At 43.5% G+C, this 18020-nt stretch carries 14 protein-coding genes; 5 read left to right on the forward strand and 9 right to left on the reverse strand.

The genetic code is table 11. The features are described from left to right. The first annotated feature begins 134 nt into the window (after nucleotides 1-134). Entirely contained in the window at nucleotides 135-1247 is a 1113-nt protein-coding gene (locus E3K36_01045; protein MCF6153846.1) for a CapA family protein, read from the forward strand. A gap of 43 nt (nucleotides 1248-1290) precedes the next feature. Here the strand turns inward: E3K36_01045 and E3K36_01050 are convergent, their stop codons facing one another. Further along, the gene (locus tag E3K36_01050; GenBank protein MCF6153847.1) at nucleotides 1291-1416 is read right to left on the reverse strand and encodes an EAL domain-containing protein; all 126 of its coding nucleotides are present in this window, start codon (nucleotides 1414-1416) and stop codon (nucleotides 1291-1293) included. Nucleotides 1417-1783: 367 nt separating this feature from the next. Between E3K36_01050 and E3K36_01055 the strand changes: the two genes are divergently transcribed. Next, entirely contained in the window at nucleotides 1784-2602 is an 819-nt protein-coding gene (locus tag E3K36_01055; protein MCF6153848.1) for a DNA-3-methyladenine glycosylase 2 family protein, read from the forward strand. 227 nt (nucleotides 2603-2829) lie between these two features. On the opposite strand, the gene E3K36_01060 is transcribed toward E3K36_01055, so the two are convergent. The 8 genes from E3K36_01060 to E3K36_01095 all read right to left on the reverse strand — a co-directional run bounded on the left by E3K36_01060 (nucleotide 2830) and on the right by E3K36_01095 (nucleotide 13871). Continuing rightward, nucleotides 2830-4026, reverse strand: coding sequence for an FprA family A-type flavoprotein (locus E3K36_01060; GenBank protein MCF6153849.1), 1197 nt, complete (start codon nucleotides 4024-4026; stop codon nucleotides 2830-2832). Between the two features lie 281 nt (nucleotides 4027-4307). After that, nucleotides 4308-4796 (reverse strand): 3-isopropylmalate dehydratase small subunit, encoded by a 489-nt coding sequence (gene leuD / locus E3K36_01065; protein MCF6153850.1) that lies wholly within the window; start codon nucleotides 4794-4796, stop codon nucleotides 4308-4310. A 161-nt stretch (nucleotides 4797-4957) separates the two neighbouring features. Further along, nucleotides 4958-9232: a CoA activase gene (locus E3K36_01070; protein MCF6153851.1), complete on the reverse strand. Its 4275-nt coding sequence runs from the start codon at nucleotides 9230-9232 to the stop codon at nucleotides 4958-4960. A 65-nt stretch (nucleotides 9233-9297) separates the two neighbouring features. Next, nucleotides 9298-10566: a 3-isopropylmalate dehydratase large subunit gene (gene leuC, locus E3K36_01075; GenBank protein MCF6153852.1), complete on the reverse strand. Its 1269-nt coding sequence runs from the start codon at nucleotides 10564-10566 to the stop codon at nucleotides 9298-9300. Nucleotides 10567-10663: 97 nt separating this feature from the next. After that, nucleotides 10664-10978, reverse strand: a complete 315-nt coding sequence (locus tag E3K36_01080) for a hypothetical protein (GenBank protein ID MCF6153853.1) — start codon at nucleotides 10976-10978, stop codon at nucleotides 10664-10666. A gap of 189 nt (nucleotides 10979-11167) precedes the next feature. Continuing rightward, nucleotides 11168-12013 (reverse strand): zinc metalloprotease HtpX, encoded by an 846-nt coding sequence (gene htpX / locus E3K36_01085; GenBank protein MCF6153854.1) that lies wholly within the window; start codon nucleotides 12011-12013, stop codon nucleotides 11168-11170. 236 nt (nucleotides 12014-12249) lie between these two features. After that, entirely contained in the window at nucleotides 12250-13587 is a 1338-nt protein-coding gene (gene thrC, locus E3K36_01090) for a threonine synthase (GenBank protein MCF6153855.1), read from the reverse strand. Between the two features lie 38 nt (nucleotides 13588-13625). After that, the gene (locus E3K36_01095; GenBank protein ID MCF6153856.1) at nucleotides 13626-13871 is read right to left on the reverse strand and encodes a hypothetical protein; all 246 of its coding nucleotides are present in this window, start codon (nucleotides 13869-13871) and stop codon (nucleotides 13626-13628) included. 288 nt (nucleotides 13872-14159) lie between these two features. Between E3K36_01095 and E3K36_01100 the strand changes: the two genes are divergently transcribed. The 3 genes from E3K36_01100 to E3K36_01110 all read left to right on the forward strand — a co-directional run bounded on the left by E3K36_01100 (nucleotide 14160) and on the right by E3K36_01110 (nucleotide 17646). After that, complete coding sequence (locus tag E3K36_01100; GenBank protein MCF6153857.1) at nucleotides 14160-14486, forward strand: hypothetical protein; 327 nt, start codon at nucleotides 14160-14162, stop codon at nucleotides 14484-14486. A gap of 101 nt (nucleotides 14487-14587) precedes the next feature. Continuing rightward, on the forward strand, nucleotides 14588-16375 hold the full coding sequence (locus E3K36_01105) for a methylaspartate mutase (protein ID MCF6153858.1): 1788 nt from the start codon (nucleotides 14588-14590) through the stop codon (nucleotides 16373-16375). Nucleotides 16376-16515: 140 nt separating this feature from the next. Continuing rightward, a complete protein-coding gene (locus E3K36_01110) occupies nucleotides 16516-17646 on the forward strand; it encodes a hypothetical protein (protein MCF6153859.1) in 1131 nt (376 codons plus the stop codon). The last annotated feature ends 374 nt before the right edge of the window (nucleotides 17647-18020 follow it).

Genomic DNA, 18020 nt, shown 5'->3' on the forward strand with positions numbered 1-18020 from the left:
CTAACCGTACAAATAATATTCAACATAACAAGAAATATATGATATACTCTCTCCTGAAACAGGTAATTATAGCCGAACATTTTAACACAAAATGCTGACAATAAACATCCCGAAATTTATAAAAACGAGGGAAAATGTCCGATACCATTAGTATATTTATGTGCGGTGATGTAATGACGGGAAGAGGCATAGATCAGGTATTGCCTTATCCTGGCAATCCCCTTCTCCACGAATCATACATGAAAAACGCCAGGGGATATCTGGAACTAGCAGAGAGGGAAAGCGGCCGGATTCCATACCCCGTTAGTTTCTCCTCTATCTGGGGAGACGCCCTCAGCGCGCTGGAACGAATTGCGCCGGATTTGAAAATAATTAATCTGGAGACAAGTATAACAAAGAGCAATGACTATTGGAAAGGCAAGCCTGTACACTACAGGATGAATCCCCTCAATATTCCCTGTATAACTGCGGCCCGGATTGATTGCTGTTCCCTTGCAAACAATCACACCCTTGATTGGGGGTATGCGGGTCTCGCAGAGACCATTGAAACATTGAAGAAAGCTCATGTGAAAACTGCAGGGGCAGGTAACAATCTGAAAGAGGCAGAGACCCCGGCATTGTTAGAAGTGAAAGGAAAAGGAAGAGTAATCTTTTTCTCGTTTGGATCAGAAACAAGCGGAATACCTTTAGAATGGGCTGCTCGGAGAGACAAACCCGGTGTGAATCTCCTAAAAGATTTGTCGGACACTACCGTCTGGCATATCAGAGAACAAGTGCAGAAAGTAAAACAACGAAGAGACATTGTAATCGCCTCAATTCACTGGGGAGATAATTGGGGGTATGAAATCCCTCACGAACAAATACAATTCGCTCATATGCTCATTGATTATGCAGGAATTGATATCATTCACGGACATTCTTCACACCATGTAAAAGGAATAGAGGTTTATCAGAACAGACCTATCATCCATGGCTGCGGTGATTTTCTCAATGATTATGAAGGTATCAGTGGTTATGAATTCTTCAGGGGTGATTTGGGTTTGATGTATTTTGCATATACGGAGCCATCGAACGGAAAGCTCATTCGTTTCCAAATGACACCAACACAAATTAAACATTTTAAAGTGAATCGGACATCGACTCCCGATACCGTATGGCTCAGAGACATCTTGAACAGGGAGGGTAAACGGTTTGGGACACGGGTAGTATTCAATAACGATAATACCTTAACACTTGAATGGGATTAATTGCATGGTGGTAAAGAGAATTAAGACTGCCTTTTGCCCCGTTTTATATCTCAGACATTGCCCGTGGTCGGCCAATATGATACCCCTGGGCATAATCCACTCCGTATTCCGTTAACAATTGCACCGTCTTTTCACATCCTACAAACTCGGCTACGATTTGCTTTCCCAGCTCACGTACTACCTCTGATTAAAAATCTTATCTAAACAATTGGTTTTATTATGAGCACAAATTAGTGTCAGGTATCTATAAACATACATGTCGGGATACCATACATAATCGGAATAATTACTCATGATTTAAATTATTTATGAAAAAGCGATAGACTTGCCGCCATAAATTACCACAAGATCTTGCAATTATTGATTTATATTTAAACAACCATTCTGTGTTCCGCATCTATATGAATTTATTTTTCAGATAACATACATTTTGCTTATTGATTTTTCATTTCCGCTTTTATAATTAAGGACATAGAAGAATTTACACATTACGAACTTTTCACGAAAGAACCCTTTTTGATAAGTAAGGATACACTTTGCCAAAAATCCGCGTAAAAGATTTCAACCTCGAATCCACACTCCTATGCGGGCAACTGTTTCGGGTATCCAGGATGGAAGACTGGTATTATGTTACTGTAAGAGACCGCATCTTTCGTGTCCGGCAGTCCATGAATCATCTGGAATTCCAGGGCATAGACCAGAAATTCCTGATGCATTATTTTGCCCTTGACGAGCCCTATACCAGTATTTTGACACAGATAACTAAGGATACACACATTGGCGAGGCAATCAGAAGACATTACGGTTTGCGCATTGTCCGGCAAGACCCCTGGGAATGCTTAATATCATTTCTTTGCTCTTCGGCGGCAAATATATCCAAGATAAAATTAAATCTGGAAATACTGTCACAATTCTTTGGGAAAAGTAATAAAATGAAAGGATTTGAATGGTATTCGTTTCCCAATCCTGGCACGCTAAATGACTTTGAGCGGATTCTCCTTGCAAAGACGGGTTTCCGGGCAAGATACATTAAAGCCGTCAATGATTCCGTTAGCGAAGCCTTTTTACTGTCATTAAAGGGCCTTCCCTATATTGAGGCGAAGAGGGCTCTGAAGCAGATTCCCGGTGTTGGAGATAAGATTGCCGATTGTGTCCTTCTGTTTTCCCTGGGTTTTACCGAGGCATTTCCCATTGATACCTGGATGAAGAAGATTCTTCAAAAACTCTATTTCAAAAATCAGGAGGTTTCTAATCAGCAGCTGCAGGATTTTGGCATAACATATTTTGGCAGGTATGCGGGATATGCCCAGCAATTTCTTTATATGCTTGCAAGAGGGTCGGTAATATTATCGTAGAGACGTCCCGGCGGGACGTCTCATTCCCGTGAGGCGTCTCATCTCGCTGCAACGCCTTTTTTGGTCCTCATTTGATATGCTTGAAACGTCCCAGCAAAATTTCTTCCTTACGCTGTTTGTTGTGGCTTCAAAGATGCCCCATCGGGGCGTTTCTACATATTAGGCAATATCAGGCAGGTATTGATAATACATCTTTGATTTTCTATTTATGGATATTTTTTTCTGTTTTACGTAGTTGAACTGCTCATCAAGGACTGGGCAAAGTCATATCCGAAGATAGAACACTTTTTCAAGTCTTCCTCTGAAGGGGTAAAAAGAACCTTCACCGGAGGTTGGACAACATTGAGTTTGAGACCTTTCAGCCGGTCTTCCATGAGCCGTGTTGCCTCTCCGCTCCATCCATAAGTGCCAAAGGTTGCACATTTCTTAAGCTTTACGTTAACACTAAACATAACATTCATGACATCCCATAAAGGCTTTAATGCATCTCCATTTATCGTCGATGAACCCATCAAGATACCGTCGGCAGATTCAATCTCACACCGCATAAATTCAGGCGATACAGTAGCAGCGTCTATCAGTTTGACTTCGGTATTCATCGTAGACGCCCCTTTGGCTACTGCCTCCGCCATTTTCCTTGTGTTTCCGTACATGGACGCATATATGATCAATATCAGCTTTTTATTGGGGTTCTTTCGGGGTGTGCTCCAGTCTTTATAGGCATTAATGTATTTCCACGGATCGGTCCGAAGGATAGGGCCGTGACTTGGGGCAATTAAACGGATATTAAGGTTTTTAATCTTTTCGATTGCCTCAAGGATTTTTTTCCTGTAAGGGCCCATTACGTGCTCATAATAGAACTGAAAATCTTCAAAAAAGGGGTCTACCCTATCGTCAAAAAGTCGTTCATCACAAAAATGGGTTGCAAAACCATCGCAGGGAAACAATATGTGATCGTCTTCCAAATATGTAAACATGGTATCCGGCCAATGCCAGAAAGGTGCATGGATAAACTTCAGTTGTTTATTACCCAGGCTGATACATTCACCATCTTCCACTGCCTTTCCTTTTACATCCGTGTGAATAATATTTTTCAAAAAAAGGGCTGCTGTCTTTGTGGATAGGATTTGGGCATTCGGGGCCTCTTTCAACAGGATATGTAACGCACCCGAATGATCCATTTCTGTGTGATTTACCACGATGTAACAAATATCCTTGAAGTTGATTAGCGAACGGAGTTTTTCTAAATACTCCTGAGTAAATTTCTCATGAACGCAATCGATAAGTGTGGGTTTATCAGCCTGGATGAGGTAAGAGTTGTATGTGCTTCCGAATCGAGTTTGAAATACCGCATCGAATACCCTGAGAGTAGCATTTAATACCCCGACCCAATGAATATCCTTGGTGATTTCTAAGGTTTGCATAGCAATGGTTACTAACTGAAATAAGATAAAAAACTTAGTCTCTTCGCTTCCTAACCTGAATACGTCGGAAAAGACAAAATTCGAAACAGGAAATTCGTGAATCAGCCCTGTCAGGGTTTAAAACCCTGACAGGGTTAATTGTATTCATATTTTTGCTAAAAATATCGGAAATATTGTTGGAAGATACTAATAACAGATATATTACAAATAAGCTTCCAATTCTGCCCTTGCCCCGGTCATTGAATTGTATTTGGAACTTCGAATTTGGTTTTTGCGATTTATCAAGCGTTCATCTTCTTTTTTACAAAATTCATTAATCCCCCGGCCCTGATAATCTCCTGCATCTCCGGGGGAAAAGGCTCAAATTTAAATCTTTTTGTTGAAGTGTGATCGAGGATTTCTCCCGCTGCAAGGTTGATTTCTATTTCATCACCTTCCTGAATCTGCTCAGCAGCCGCAGGACATTCAAAAATAGGCAACCCGATATTGATGGCATTTCTAAAGAAGATACGGGCAAAGGACTTTGCAATAACACAGGAAATCCCCGCTGCTTTGATGGCAATTGGTGCATGCTCACGGGATGAACCACATCCGAAATTATCACCAGCCACTATAGCATCACCTCGCTTGGCCTTTTTCACAAAATCTGGATCAGCATCTTCCATACAGTGGGCAGCCAGCTCTTTTGTGTCAGTGGTATTCAGATACCGTGCCGGGACAATCTCATCTGTATTAACATTATTTCCAAACTTCCAGCATTTACCTTTCATCATAACCTCGTTAGTTTGTAATGGCACATGCAACATGCTCCTTGCCTTGAATCCTAAAATATTATTCAAGCGTCATAAATAATTGTGCACACCGTAAATTCTTCCATTTTTATTTTCCTTTTTTCCAGTGCGGCACATTTATGTCGTTATGGTATAAATTATCACCCTTTGCCTACTGCCATCGGTCTACTGCATACGTCGCTTTTTTGTCTACGGCTTATCTTGCCGTGTTTTTTGGAATTTACTTTCCCTTCCATCCTTTGATATGCCTGGTGCATAAAAGCCTCTAAACGTGTTTCCTCATTCGTCTGCTCCTGACCATCAAAAGATAACTTTAAACAAGGCATACCGTAAAAATCTTTCTGAAACCTTTCAAGCACGCCATTCACCACTGTACCAGGCATGCAGTGGAATGGAATTACGTTAACGATACCGTCAAATCCTTCCTCAACATATTCAATTACCTTGCCCATACTGAGTACCGGGTCACCTTTGTAGGAATCGTCAATATACGGTTTCCCCTTCCTGATGAGTTCTTTAATGGGCGCGTCTTTCAGAAAATGCCTGATTCTGCCTTTAAACACCTTTGTAAGTTTGTAGGCATCGTATCTCTGGACAATATCAGAGATAATCTCACCCAAAAGTCCCTTATAATCCTTTTCAAAGAGGCACGATTCTCTGCGGCAGTGTGCAATATAATTAATCCATTCGGCAAAAGGCGGGATAAATACTTCCCCACCCAGCCGTTCGATGTTTCTTGCAAGAAAGTTGTTTGCGAACTCATTGCAACGTACATAGGTTTCTCCAATGACGCCGATTAATGGTCTGGGTTTGCTTCGGTCAATTTTTACGTTTGCAAAGGCAATATTCGCTTCCCGTGCAAATTTAACCAAATCCTGATGTTTTTCGAGTGCCAATTCTGCCTTTTTCACGAAGTTTTCGTAAAGAGTATCCGCCTCACCTTTCTGTAGTTCGTACGGTCTCGTTTCCCTTTGTAATTTTTGCAGGAGATCGATGTACATAATGCCGTTCCACGCCAGCTTACGGAAATGCGTGCCAAGGCTCTTTGTATCCTCGTCATAGTTTTCTCCCTGATCCATTGTGTAGAGAGGTACATGGGGAAATCCGAGTTCATCCAATACCATACGCTGAAATTTATTGTATTGACCAAACCGACAAGGACCGGATGCCGTAGCCATAAAGAAGGCACTGGCCTCAGGGTCAAAGTCTGGGCTCATAGCCTTTTTCACAATATCCCCGGTTGTAAGAATAGCGGGATAGCATTCCTTTCCCGAAGTAAACTTTCGTCCAATATCAATCGACTGCTTATTTGCCATAGGTAAGGCCTCTGCCAGCACACCATTGGCCCTCATGGAGGCGGCAATCATCCTGCCGTGGTCACACATATAAGGAATGTAAATCGTGCGTTTCTTTTTTTCCTTCACGTTCCGAACCGGAACATCGTCTCTTAATTTTTTTCTATCAGTGACAGGTTTAACATTTTTAAGGCTATCAATAAATGCCTCGCATCGGGTTATTGCACCAACGTCAGAACTGTGCTCGTCAATTTCTATAGTCAAACAGGGTTTTCCTGCCAATTCCTTGGTAAAGAACTTGGTTATAAACGAGTCTGGACCACAGCCAAAGTTGGTAATATATAAGGGATAAAGCCTTTTATCCCTGGCGATTATCCTGGCCGCTGCAAGAAATTTTTGTCCGGTCTTCCAGTACATATTCGGATAATCATGAGATATTTCTTCAATGTCAAGTTTCAAAAAGTCCAGCGGGATTGTCAAAACGCCTAAATCACGCAATTTTTCAGGAAGGCCAAGGTTCATACCCGTATCACAACCATTGTAGGAACGGCTTATCAGCACGAATGCCTTTTCATTTTCTCCTAAATTTTCCAGAATCTCTTTTCCCCGTGCCTCCAGGGTTTTATGAAAAGCTTGCAGTGCCTCATGCGCCGACTTTATGGCCACTTCGACAACCCCTCCGGTCATTCCAACACTTTTTGCGATTTGACGCAGGGTCTTATCCACATACTCCTCTCCGTATTCGAAATGAATGACCGGAGATAAGACCTCAAACTTCTTTTCCTTAAAGTCAATGGCCGAACGGACGAGATATGGTATGCACTGCACGTAAGGACATGCATATGAATGCGTGAATCGTGGGCTGCTATGCGTCAAATTGACAACGCTGGGCAAAAACAGATAATCGATATCTCTGTTTAACATATCAATCACATGTCCATGCGCAACCTTGATAGGGAAACAGGTCTCTGCGGTAATTACTTCCACACCGTTATAGATAATATCTTTATTGGTATCGCTTGAGGTAATAAGATCAAAACCTAACTCGACGAAGAACGCCTTCCACATGGGGTAGAGGTCGTGGAAGGTAGATACCTGTGGTATCCCGATCTTTTTTCCTATTGGCTGATCCGGGTTGTTTTTCTTATAGGTATTGAAGAGCGCATCCTTTCTCTCGCGAAAAAGTCTAGGTAAGTGCCTTCCCTTTTTCAAAGACCTTTCGTCGTCAAATTTTCCACAACGACTTCCGTAATGAAGCGGGTTTTCTCCTTCGATAGTAACTTTTCTAATCTCACAAATATTCGAACAATCCTTGCAAACAAAGGAAGACAGGTCGTACCTCTTGTGCCGGAGATCGAACCCCTTAAACCTGGATTTCTCCCAGGTCCTTTCTTCCATAGCAATAATGGCAGACCCGATAGCCCCCATAATGTCATGATGAGGAGGAACAATGATCTTTCTCCCTGTTACTTTTTCGAACGCCGCCTTTACACCGTGATTGGCGGCAACTCCCCCCTGGAAAAAAATTGTATTTCCGATCTTTCTATCCTCTACAACCCTGTTGATAAAGTTCAACACCACAGAATAACTCAGGCCTGCGAGCAGGTCGTCCTTGGACGTTCCGCGCTGCTGATGATGGTTCAGGTCGGATTCCATGAAAACGGTGCATCGTTCACCAAGATGGGAGGGACAGCACGACGAAAGTGCCCGTTTGCTAAATTCCCCTTTGATACTTACGCTAAGTTTTTCAGCCTGTTCTTCCAGGAATGAACCAGTACCGGCGGCACAGACTTTATTCATTGCAAAATCCACAATGGCCCCGTTTTCTAACCGTATAAACTTGGAATCCTGCCCGCCGATTTCAAAAATGGTATCCACATTTTTATCAACGTTCGCTGCTGCAGTGGCGTGGGCGGTGATTTCATTCTTTGCAATATCGGCACCGATAAAGTCTCCTGTTAGATAACGCCCGGAACCTGTGGTCCCGGCGCCACAGACAACCACCTTATCTCCGATTTCCAGACCTACCTCATAGAGACCTTGCTTCACGGCCTCCAGCGGTCTTCCTGCAGTCATGAGATAACGTCTCGACAGGACATTTTTCTGTTTGTCGACAACAACAATATTTGTGCTGATCGAGCCTACATCAACCCCAACATACGCCTCGATCTTTTCATCACCAACAACCGGGTGTATCTTGTCAACTATTTTGTAATTATCCGATCGAAGGGGTTCAAGGCTCGATGCTTTTGCGCTACGGCTTCTCAGGTATTCTTCAACATCTTTTAATCCCCGGAAGGGCGACTGAATTCCTTTATCCGTTATGGTAAATACCGTACCGATAGCCCCCATCACATTAAAATATTTTGGTATGACCAGTTCGCCGGGTTTGAGTTCCAAAATATCCTCGAATGCCTTGATCATGCCAACGTTTGCTGCCACACCACCCTGGAAGACAATAGGTTTAAAAAACTCCTTCCCTTTCCCGATGTTGCTCTTAAAGTTTCTGGCCATGGCATAACAAAGGCCGGCTACAATATCATGCACCGGGGTACCTTCTTGCTGCAGATGGATCATATCCGTCTTGGCAAATACACTGCAACGACCAGCAATACGTGGCGGGTTCTTGGATTTCAGCGCAAGTTCTCCAAATTCTTTTTCTATCGCGATACCAAGCCTTGTAGCCTGCTGATCCAAAAACGAACCCGTACCTGCCGCACACATGGTATTCATTGAAAAATCAGAAACCTTGATATGCCCTGTGGACGTATCCTTCTCGATGAGCATAAGCTTTGAATCCTCACCACCGATTTCTATAATGGTGCGTGCTTCCGGGTGCAAGGTTGTCGTTGCCTGGCTATGAGCAACGACCTCGTTGATAAAGGCAATGTTCATTAATTCGGATATCAGTTTCCCACCAGACCCTGTAATAGCTATGCCGTCAATATCATCAATATGGGTGCGATTAAATATATCTCTCAGTACCAGGAGGAATGTTTCTACTGATTGGCCGTGCGAACGAACATAGTGGTCTTCCAGGATCTCTTTGCGTTCGTTGATCAATACCGCCTTTATGCTTACAGAACCGATGTCGAGTCCGATATATTTTTTTTGAGACATAGTTTTGCTCACTCTTTCCATGAATTTAATAACAATCGCATTTTCTTCAACAATAACGCCAGGGGTTAATTCTTTGCTACCTCATCAGGCGGTGTAATCCTTCCTGTGATTGCAGATGCTGCAGCGACTGCAGGACTGCAAAGATATATCTCACTTTTGGGATGCCCCATCCGACCAACAAAATTACGGTTGGTCGTAGATAATGCCCGTTCCCCTTCTGCCAAAATTCCCATATGACCGCCGAGGCATGGACCACAGGTTGGGGTAGAAACTACCGCCTCGGCATCTATAAATATTTCAATCAAGCCATCCTGTAATGCCTGTCTATAAATATCCTGGGTGGCTGGAATAATAATAAGCCGAATGGAAGGGTGCGCCTTTTTTCCTTTGAGGATTTTGGCTGCTATCCTGAGATCCGAAATTCTTCCATTGGTGCAAGAACCGATAACTACCTGATCAACCTTAATTCCCGAAACCTCTTCCACAGGTTTTGTGTTTTCAGGTAAACTGGGAAGTGCTATTTGAGGAGAAATTTCTTCAGCATTGAATTCGTACGTTTTTGTATAATTACACCCGGGATCACTTTGGTACATCACATGTTTTTTTGTTACCCTACCCTTTACATAATCTTCGGTGTTTTTGTCAGGTGAAATTATGCCGCTTTTTGCCCCAGCCTCAATTGCCATGTTACACATGGCAAAACGATCGTCCATTGGCAAATTTGATATGGCGCTGCCGGTAAACTCCATCGCTTTATACAGTGCGCCATCCACACCGATCTTTCCAATCGTATAGAGGATTAAATCCTTTCCGGATGTCCAATTTTTCACCCTGCCGTGAAAAACGAATTTCATCGATTCAGGCACCTTGAGCCACACCTTCCCCGTAGCAAAACATGCAGCAAGGTCAGTGCTCCCGACACCCGTTGAAAATGCCCCGAGCGCACCATAGGTACACGTATGAGAATCGGCTCCTATCACAAGGTCTCCGGGTGCCACAATCCCTTTTTCGGGAAGCAGGGCGTGTTCTATCCCCATCCGGCCAATTTCAAAATAATGTTTTAAATGATGTTTTTCAGCAAAGACGCGGAGTGACTTTGATTGTTGTGCGGACTTGATATCCTTATTGGGGGTAAAGTGGTCAGGAACCAAAACAATCTTTTCCGGATCAAAGACCTCTTTGATTCCTGTCTTTTCAAATTCTTCAATAGCGATTGGGGCTGTAATATCATTGCCCAGGCAGATATCCACATCTGCGTAAACAAATTGTCCAGGATGTACTTCCTTGAGACCCGCATGTGCAGCAATGATCTTCTCTGTTATTGTCATTCCCATAGGTTGTTTTTCGCATTGCAGTGTGCTTCGTCGTACTTTTTCAGAAAACGAAAGCAACTGTGGATGATTATCACTCGAAGGATTGGTAAAACGGATTCTAATTTTCTGAAAATCTTGTTCTGTTCCACGATTTTAAAAATAAAGGGTCTTGTAAATATTTTTTATGACATTTGATGCACAAATCAAAACGAAAGGTCTTATATTCTCCATCCTCTAATGATTCAGCGGGATTCGATGCGCAATCCTGTTTTTCGGTTTCTTCTTCCCTTTCCCAGATCTCTTCATCCATATCTTCATCGTCATCCATCTCCATAGCATCGCATGCGGTATATACCTCGATTTTCACCACATAGCGAATGTCTTCATCTGCCAGTAATGGTCTTCCGCACATATCACAAGTATAGTGCACCATTCATCTTCCTCCAAGTAAATTACTCTCTTTGTAAATACACACGTTGCAATAATAGTCCAAGCTACTTAAGACAAGAAGACACCAAGCACTTTCAGCATAGATATTAAACCGGTCTCCGAAATGTTGGCGGCTTTATAACCCGTCGCAGAGAATCGCTGCCACGGTGAATGTATTATCGAATAGCCTTTTTCAGGCCATCGCCCTGAGCCTCTTGATCCGTTCTTCGATTGGTGGATGAGTACTAAAGAGTGTAACAAATGAACGACCGCTTAATGGATTCACAATAAACAGATGTGCCGTAGCCGTGCTTGCATCGATAGGCCTGGTCATTGATGCCTGTTGCAGTTTCTCAAGGGCGTTAGCCAGCCCCAGTGGATTTCCTGTTAGTAATGCCCCCCCTTTATCGGCTGCATACTCCCGCGAACGGGAAATCGCCATCTGGATTATGAGTGCAGCAATGGGGGCCACAATGGCTACCAATAACATTGCGAGACCTCCCCCCCTGTTATCTTCTTCATCCCTTCCGCCATATCCCCCAAAAATGGCTGCCCATCGTGCCATATTTGCAAGCATCATAATAGCGCCAGCAACTGTTGCAACAATAGTAGATATGAGTATATCCCGGTTCCGAATATGAGATAATTCATGCCCTAAAACTCCTTTCAGTTCTTCGCGTTTCAGAGAGTTAAGCATCCCCTCGGTAACTGCCACTGCGGCATGACTGGGATTTCTGCCCGTGGCAAAGGCATTCATGGCATTCGTCGGGATAATATACATTCTGGGCATAGGTAATCCTGCATTCATGGTTAATTCCCTAACGATTCCACTATAGGTTGGTGACTCCTGCTCTGAAACCTCCCTGGCACCGTACATCTTCAAAACGATCTTGTCGCTAAACCAGTAACTAAAAAAATTCATACCCATGGCAATGGCAAAGGCAAAGACCGCACCTTGACGACCACCGAACGCATTACCCACCCAAACAAGTAATAGTGTTAAGGCGATTAATAATACCATTGTCTTAAAATGATTCATAATACTCTTCTCCTCAAACAACCCCGAAAAAACTTTCAGGAAAGGAATCCTGTACTTCTCAAAAAGGTATTATTCCAAGATACCTTCACCTTGAAAAATTATTATAAGTATAGCCTATTTTTTGTCAAGGAATTTAATCTTATGCATTTTTCAGTGAAAATAAAATGTTTCTGCAAGCTGTTTTGAACAAAGAGGCATGAAAAATAGAACACCACTCCTGCAGCCGGAATGAGATGCTATAAAGACATTTGTTCAAGTTTCCTGTAGATAGCTGTCCTTACATCATCATACCGGGGCGAAACTTCTACAGGAAGGTTGGCAAAGCGCGGGATTACTTCTTCCAGTTTATTTTCGTGATAGTTTATCTTAAATTCCGGGAATTTCAAGCCATGTGCAGTAGAAATAACAACGACCTTTTCGTCACGTCTTATCGCCTTTTTCTCCAGCAATTTTATTAACACTGCCAGGGCTACTCCCGTATGCGGACAACTGAACAGGCCAGTTCTGTCCGCTTGTGCAGAGGCATTAGCCAATTCATCTTCTGTTGCCTGCTCTACAATGCCATTGAAGACCTTTAAAACGTTGATAGCCTTTTTATAACTAACCGGGTCACCTATCTGGATAGCATTGGCAAGGGTCTTTTGTGCCTTCACCGGTGTAAATTCTTTAAAGTCCTTCAGATAACTAAGATAAAGGGGATTGGCCTTGGCTGCCTGCGCACACACGATGCGAGGCAACCTATCGATCAAGCCCAGTTCCTTCATCATGTGAAAGCCTTTTCCCAGTGCTGCGGTATTGCCCAAATTCCCTCCTGGAACTATTACAACATCGGGCACTTCCCAATCGAACTGCTGGACTATTTCGATGCTTACTGTTTTTTGACCTTCAATGCGGAGGGAATTCATGGAGTTGGCTAAGTAGATATTGTTTTTACTGCAGATCTCTCTTACCAGCTTCATGCATCCATCAAAATCGGTATCCAGCGATAAAGTAAGTGCCCCATTGGCAATGGGCTGGATAAGTTGAGCATGCGATACCTTGTTCTTTGGCAGAAATACTATGGCAAGAATGCCTGCAGCGGCACAATACGACGCCAATGCAGCAGAAGTATCTCCTGTGGAAGCGCAGGCAACAGCGGGAATATTCTTTCCCTCGGCTATCATTTGCTTAACCATAGAAACCAGCACGGTCATACCGAGATCTTTAAAAGAGCCTGTATGGGCATTGCCACACTGCTTAATCCATAAATCTTCGAGACCGACCTCTTTTCCCAGTCGTTCAGCCCAAAAGAGGTTGCTGCCGCCTTCGTATAAGGAGACTACGTTCTTGTTGTCGACATTGGGACAAACCCATTCCTTCTTGCCCCAGACAGAACTCCCGTATGGCCACTTGCTGCGTCTATATCGTTCGTCGAACAATCTCTTCCAATGTTCCGGGGAGTGCTTGTGGAGTTTATCCATATCGTGCTTGACCTCCAGCAAGTCTCCGCACTTCTTGCACTGGTAGATAATCTCGTTCAGTTCGTATTTTTCATTACATCCTGATATGCACTGGAACCATGCCCTGTATGGCATGAACTATTTCTCCTTTCAAATATCGTGTGGGAAAACATTCATCGTCTTAATGCAAAAGACAGAATTGCCCAGAGAGCCATAATGGTGAGGGTTAAAAAGCCAAGATTTAATCCCACCATCCAATAAATGATTTCTCGCTTGTCCTTTTCTGTTTTTATCAGTATCTCTGTCTTGTCTTTTTCTGCCTTTGTAAGTATCTCTGTTTTGTCACGTTCAGTTTTTTCGTATATTTGATCTAGTCTTGAGGCAATTTGGGTGATTCTTTCTTTAAGGACGTCTTCCAAAAGGGCCTCAAGCCTTGTGATTCTATGTTCTAATTCTTCAATTTCAGGGATGTTAGAATTATAAGGTTCATGTATCTAATTTGTCAAGTTTTTTCGAACGGATGCGACACTGCAATACTGAAAAATTCTCTGGAGAGTGAAAACTATTTTAATTTTGACAAAAATGCTATCACTTTGATAAGATTCCCTGACGTCATGTATTTACAAAATTTACTGTCAAAAATATTTTCACATTTCCCAAAAGTAAACGGGCAATCTATCCGCCAGGAGTTCAAGCATGCCTTTAGTATGGGAACGTCTCATAAAAATAGAGCATTGAACGAACAGGAATTGGCCCTCATCCTGAAACTGGTAGCGGTAATCAAAAAAAGGAGACTCACAGTTCCAGCCACAATGTTTCTTGAATGTGCACAACCACTCAATTATATTGGAAGCCAGATGATGGTATTCTTCAGACCATTTTTAACCTTTTTCTTCACACCGGCAGAATATGATCTCCTCCAGGGTATACTTGAAAAGAGGGAAGGGATAAAAAAAATTATTGAGGAGTTAGAAAAGATAGATATTTACCGCAAAGACGCAAAGGGCACAAAGGAAGAGACAACATGTAGATAATAACAGAGGAAAGCGCATTTTTCAATGAAACAAAAGAATTATCAATTGTTTTTAAAGCTTTGCACCTTTGCGGTGGGCTCTTACAAAAAGAGGATCGAGATTTGAACGTTATTATTGCCACAGATTGTGGGAGTACAACCACCAAGGCCATCCTGATTGAAAAAAAGGACGGGATGTACCGCCAGACCTTTCGTGGGGAATCGCCCACCACTGTGGAAGCCCCTTTTGAGGATGTAACCCGTGGCGTCTTAAATGCATTCGCAGAAGTCGAAGAACTTTCTGGCCGAAAGATTTTAGACGGTGAAAAGATTATAACACCTGCCCAGGGAAATGTGGGAGTAGATATTTATGTTTCCACAAGCAGTGCCGGCGGAGGGCTACAGATGATGGTAGCAGGGGCCGTAAAGACCATGACGGCCGAAAGCGCCCAGCGTGCCGCACTCGGTGCAGGCGCAATCGTTATGGACGTCATTGCATCCAACGACCAGCGTCTCCCGCACGAAAAGATCGACCGTATTCGGCATCTAAGACCGGACATGATCCTTCTTTCAGGTGGGACTGACGGAGGAACGGTTACCCATGTGGTAGAGCTGGCTGAATATATCTCTGCCGCTAACCCAAAACCCCGGCTCGGCATGACCTTTCAACTTCCTGTCATCTATGCTGGTAATAAAGATGCCCGGGAAAAAATTAAAGAAATTTTGAGCAAAAAGAGTTCCCTCAATATAACGGAAAATATCCGACCCACACTTGAGCGGGAAAATCTCTTCCCGGCACGACAGGAAATCCAGAAACTTTTTCTTGAACATGTCATGGCTCATGCTCCCGGCTACAAAAAACTTATGTCATGGACGGGAGCACCGATTATGCCTACACCCGGTGCCGTCGGCCTCATTATGCAGACCATTGCCAAAAAAGACAATATTACTGTGGTGGGTGTAGACATTGGCGGTGCCACCACGGACGTCTTTTCTGTATATGGCGAAATCTTTAACCGTACCGTGAGTGCCAACCTCGGAATGAGTTATAGTATTTCCAATGTGCTGGCCGAGGCCGGGCTTGAAAATATTCTCAGGTGGGTGCCATTTGATATCGACGAATCTGACCTCCGGAACAGGATTAAGAACAAGATGATCCGTCCCACAACGATACCACAGACATTGGAAGAGTTAAAAGTTGAGCAGGCCATATCGCGGGAAGCCCTGCGATTGTCTTTTGAACAGCACAAGTCCCTTGCTGTGGGGCTGAGAGGAGTACAGAGGGAGCGCGACATTTCTGAGGCGTTTAAACAGGAAATTACCGGTGAAACACTCATAGATATGCTAGCGCTAGACCTGTTGGTAGGCAGCGGGGGTGTGCTCTCCCATGCACCACGCAGGTCACAGGCAATGCTTATGATGATTGACGCATTCCAGCCCGAAGGCATCACAAGGCTCGCCGTTGATAGTATTTTCATGATGCCGCACCTGGGTGTCCTTTCGACCGTGAATGAACAGGCTGCAACAGAGGTCTTTGAAAAGGACTGTTTGATTCATCTGGGTACGTGCGTTTCCCTCGTTAAGGGGGGTGTTGGGAAACACGGAGAAAAATGCATCTCATACAAGATAACGATGCCTGACGGTAAACAGACAGAAGGCTCTCTTCCATACGGAGATCTCTGTGTTTTGCCGCTCAACACCGGTCAAACGGCCGAAATTGAGGTTCTCCCGGTAAAAAATATAGATGTCGGTGCTGGAAAGGGCAAGCCTCTGATAAAGAAAGTTTTTGGGGGAGTTGTGGGAGTAGTAATTGATACCCGTGGAAGACCCATAACATTAGCAAAGGATAAGGCATTAAGGGTGGAACAGGTACAACGATGGGCAAAGGCCATTGATGCATATCCAGAATAAAAAAACAATTAAGAAACCACAGATTTCACAGATGACACAGATTGACAAAGCCGTTTAAACAGATTGAACTGTTTAAACTGTTTATTTATGGTTGCTTTTTAACTTGACATATTTTATCAATAAGATTTTTAGTTGTACCTATGACACACGCTTATACACCGGGTTTACGCATAGCCGAAAGGACAAAGGTCACGAGCCAGCGTATCCTGCCCTTATTGGGTGACGTTGTCGTCAAAAAGGGTGAAGTTCTCAGGGCAGAGGATGTTGTGGCCAGGACACATCTGCCTGGTAAGGTACACGCCATCAATGCCGTGAACCGGTTAGGCATCCAGCCCAAGGATCTCAGGGAATACATGCTGAAGAAGGAAGGCGACCCTGTCCAGAAGGACGAAATTATCGCCGAAACCAAACCATGGGTCAAGCTATTAAAAACCGTCTTGCTCTCACCCATCACAGGTACGATTGAAACCATATCCACGGTAACAGGACAAGTCCTCCTGCGAGAACCTCCAAAACCAATACAAGTATTCGCTTATGTAGACGGCACGGTCACAGAGGTCATGGAAAAAGAGGGCGTAGTTATGGAGACAACTTCGACCTTTATCCAGGGCATATTTGGGGTGGGCGGTGAAACTGTGGGTGAACTCATAATTGCTGTTAATAAGTCAGATGAGATGCTTACTGCCGACCACATACTGCCCATTCATAAAGATAAAATTATTGTGGGAGGCGCGTTTATCCAACACCATGCAATTGACAAGGCAAGAAAGATTGGAGTAAAAGGCATCGTTGTTGGCGGGCTTGACGATGAAGGTCTCAGGAAGTTGCTTGGATACGACCTTGGTGTAGCCATTACGGGTTCAGAAGAAATCGGTATTACACTCATCATTACCGAAGGTTTTGGTCAAATACAAATGGCCCAAAAAACCTTCGAGCTTTTAAAATCTCGCTCAGGCGCTAAAACCTCCATTAATGGTGCCACCCAGATTCGGGCGGGCGTGGTAAGACCTGAGATTATTATACCCTATAAGACAAGCGAACTGTCCGGAAAAGAAGAAATAGATAAACCAATTGACAGAGGTATGGAAGCCGGCGACACAGTAAGGGTCATCCGTGTACCCTATTTTGGAAAGATCGGCAAGATCAAGTCACTCCCCTTTTCTCCCAAAAAGATAGAAACCGAGGCCACGGTACGAACCCTTGAAATCGAATTCCCCGATGGTTCCACGGCCGTTGTTCCACGGGCAAATGTGGAGATGCTTGAGGCGTAATAATTTTTAAAATTCTGCAACAGCAATCCGCTGATCTATCACCTTGTGCACTGCGATTTTACTATTCGCTATAAAGGTTCAATGTTGACTGAAAGAATTTTTTGCGACATGGGAATGGACCCGACGGCTAAAATCTGCGCAAGTGAGGATTAAAAATATCTGAGAAACGAAGCATATAAAAATGCGGGTAAGGACAGTGTGTCCTGATTGTGTGATTTTTTCGTGAATTTTAACTGAAAAAGCGCTGTTTTCCATATAAACGGAGTATTTCTTCGGACAAAAGGTTAAGAAATACGTTTTAACAGTAATTTCGCTTAAAGTTTTTAGGCTGCGATAATGTTATGGAGGATACAGTTATGGTGTGCTTAGGCGTT

This window comes from Candidatus Brocadia sp. (assembly GCA_021646415.1).
Taxonomy (GTDB): Bacteria; Planctomycetota; Brocadiia; order Brocadiales; family Brocadiaceae; genus Brocadia.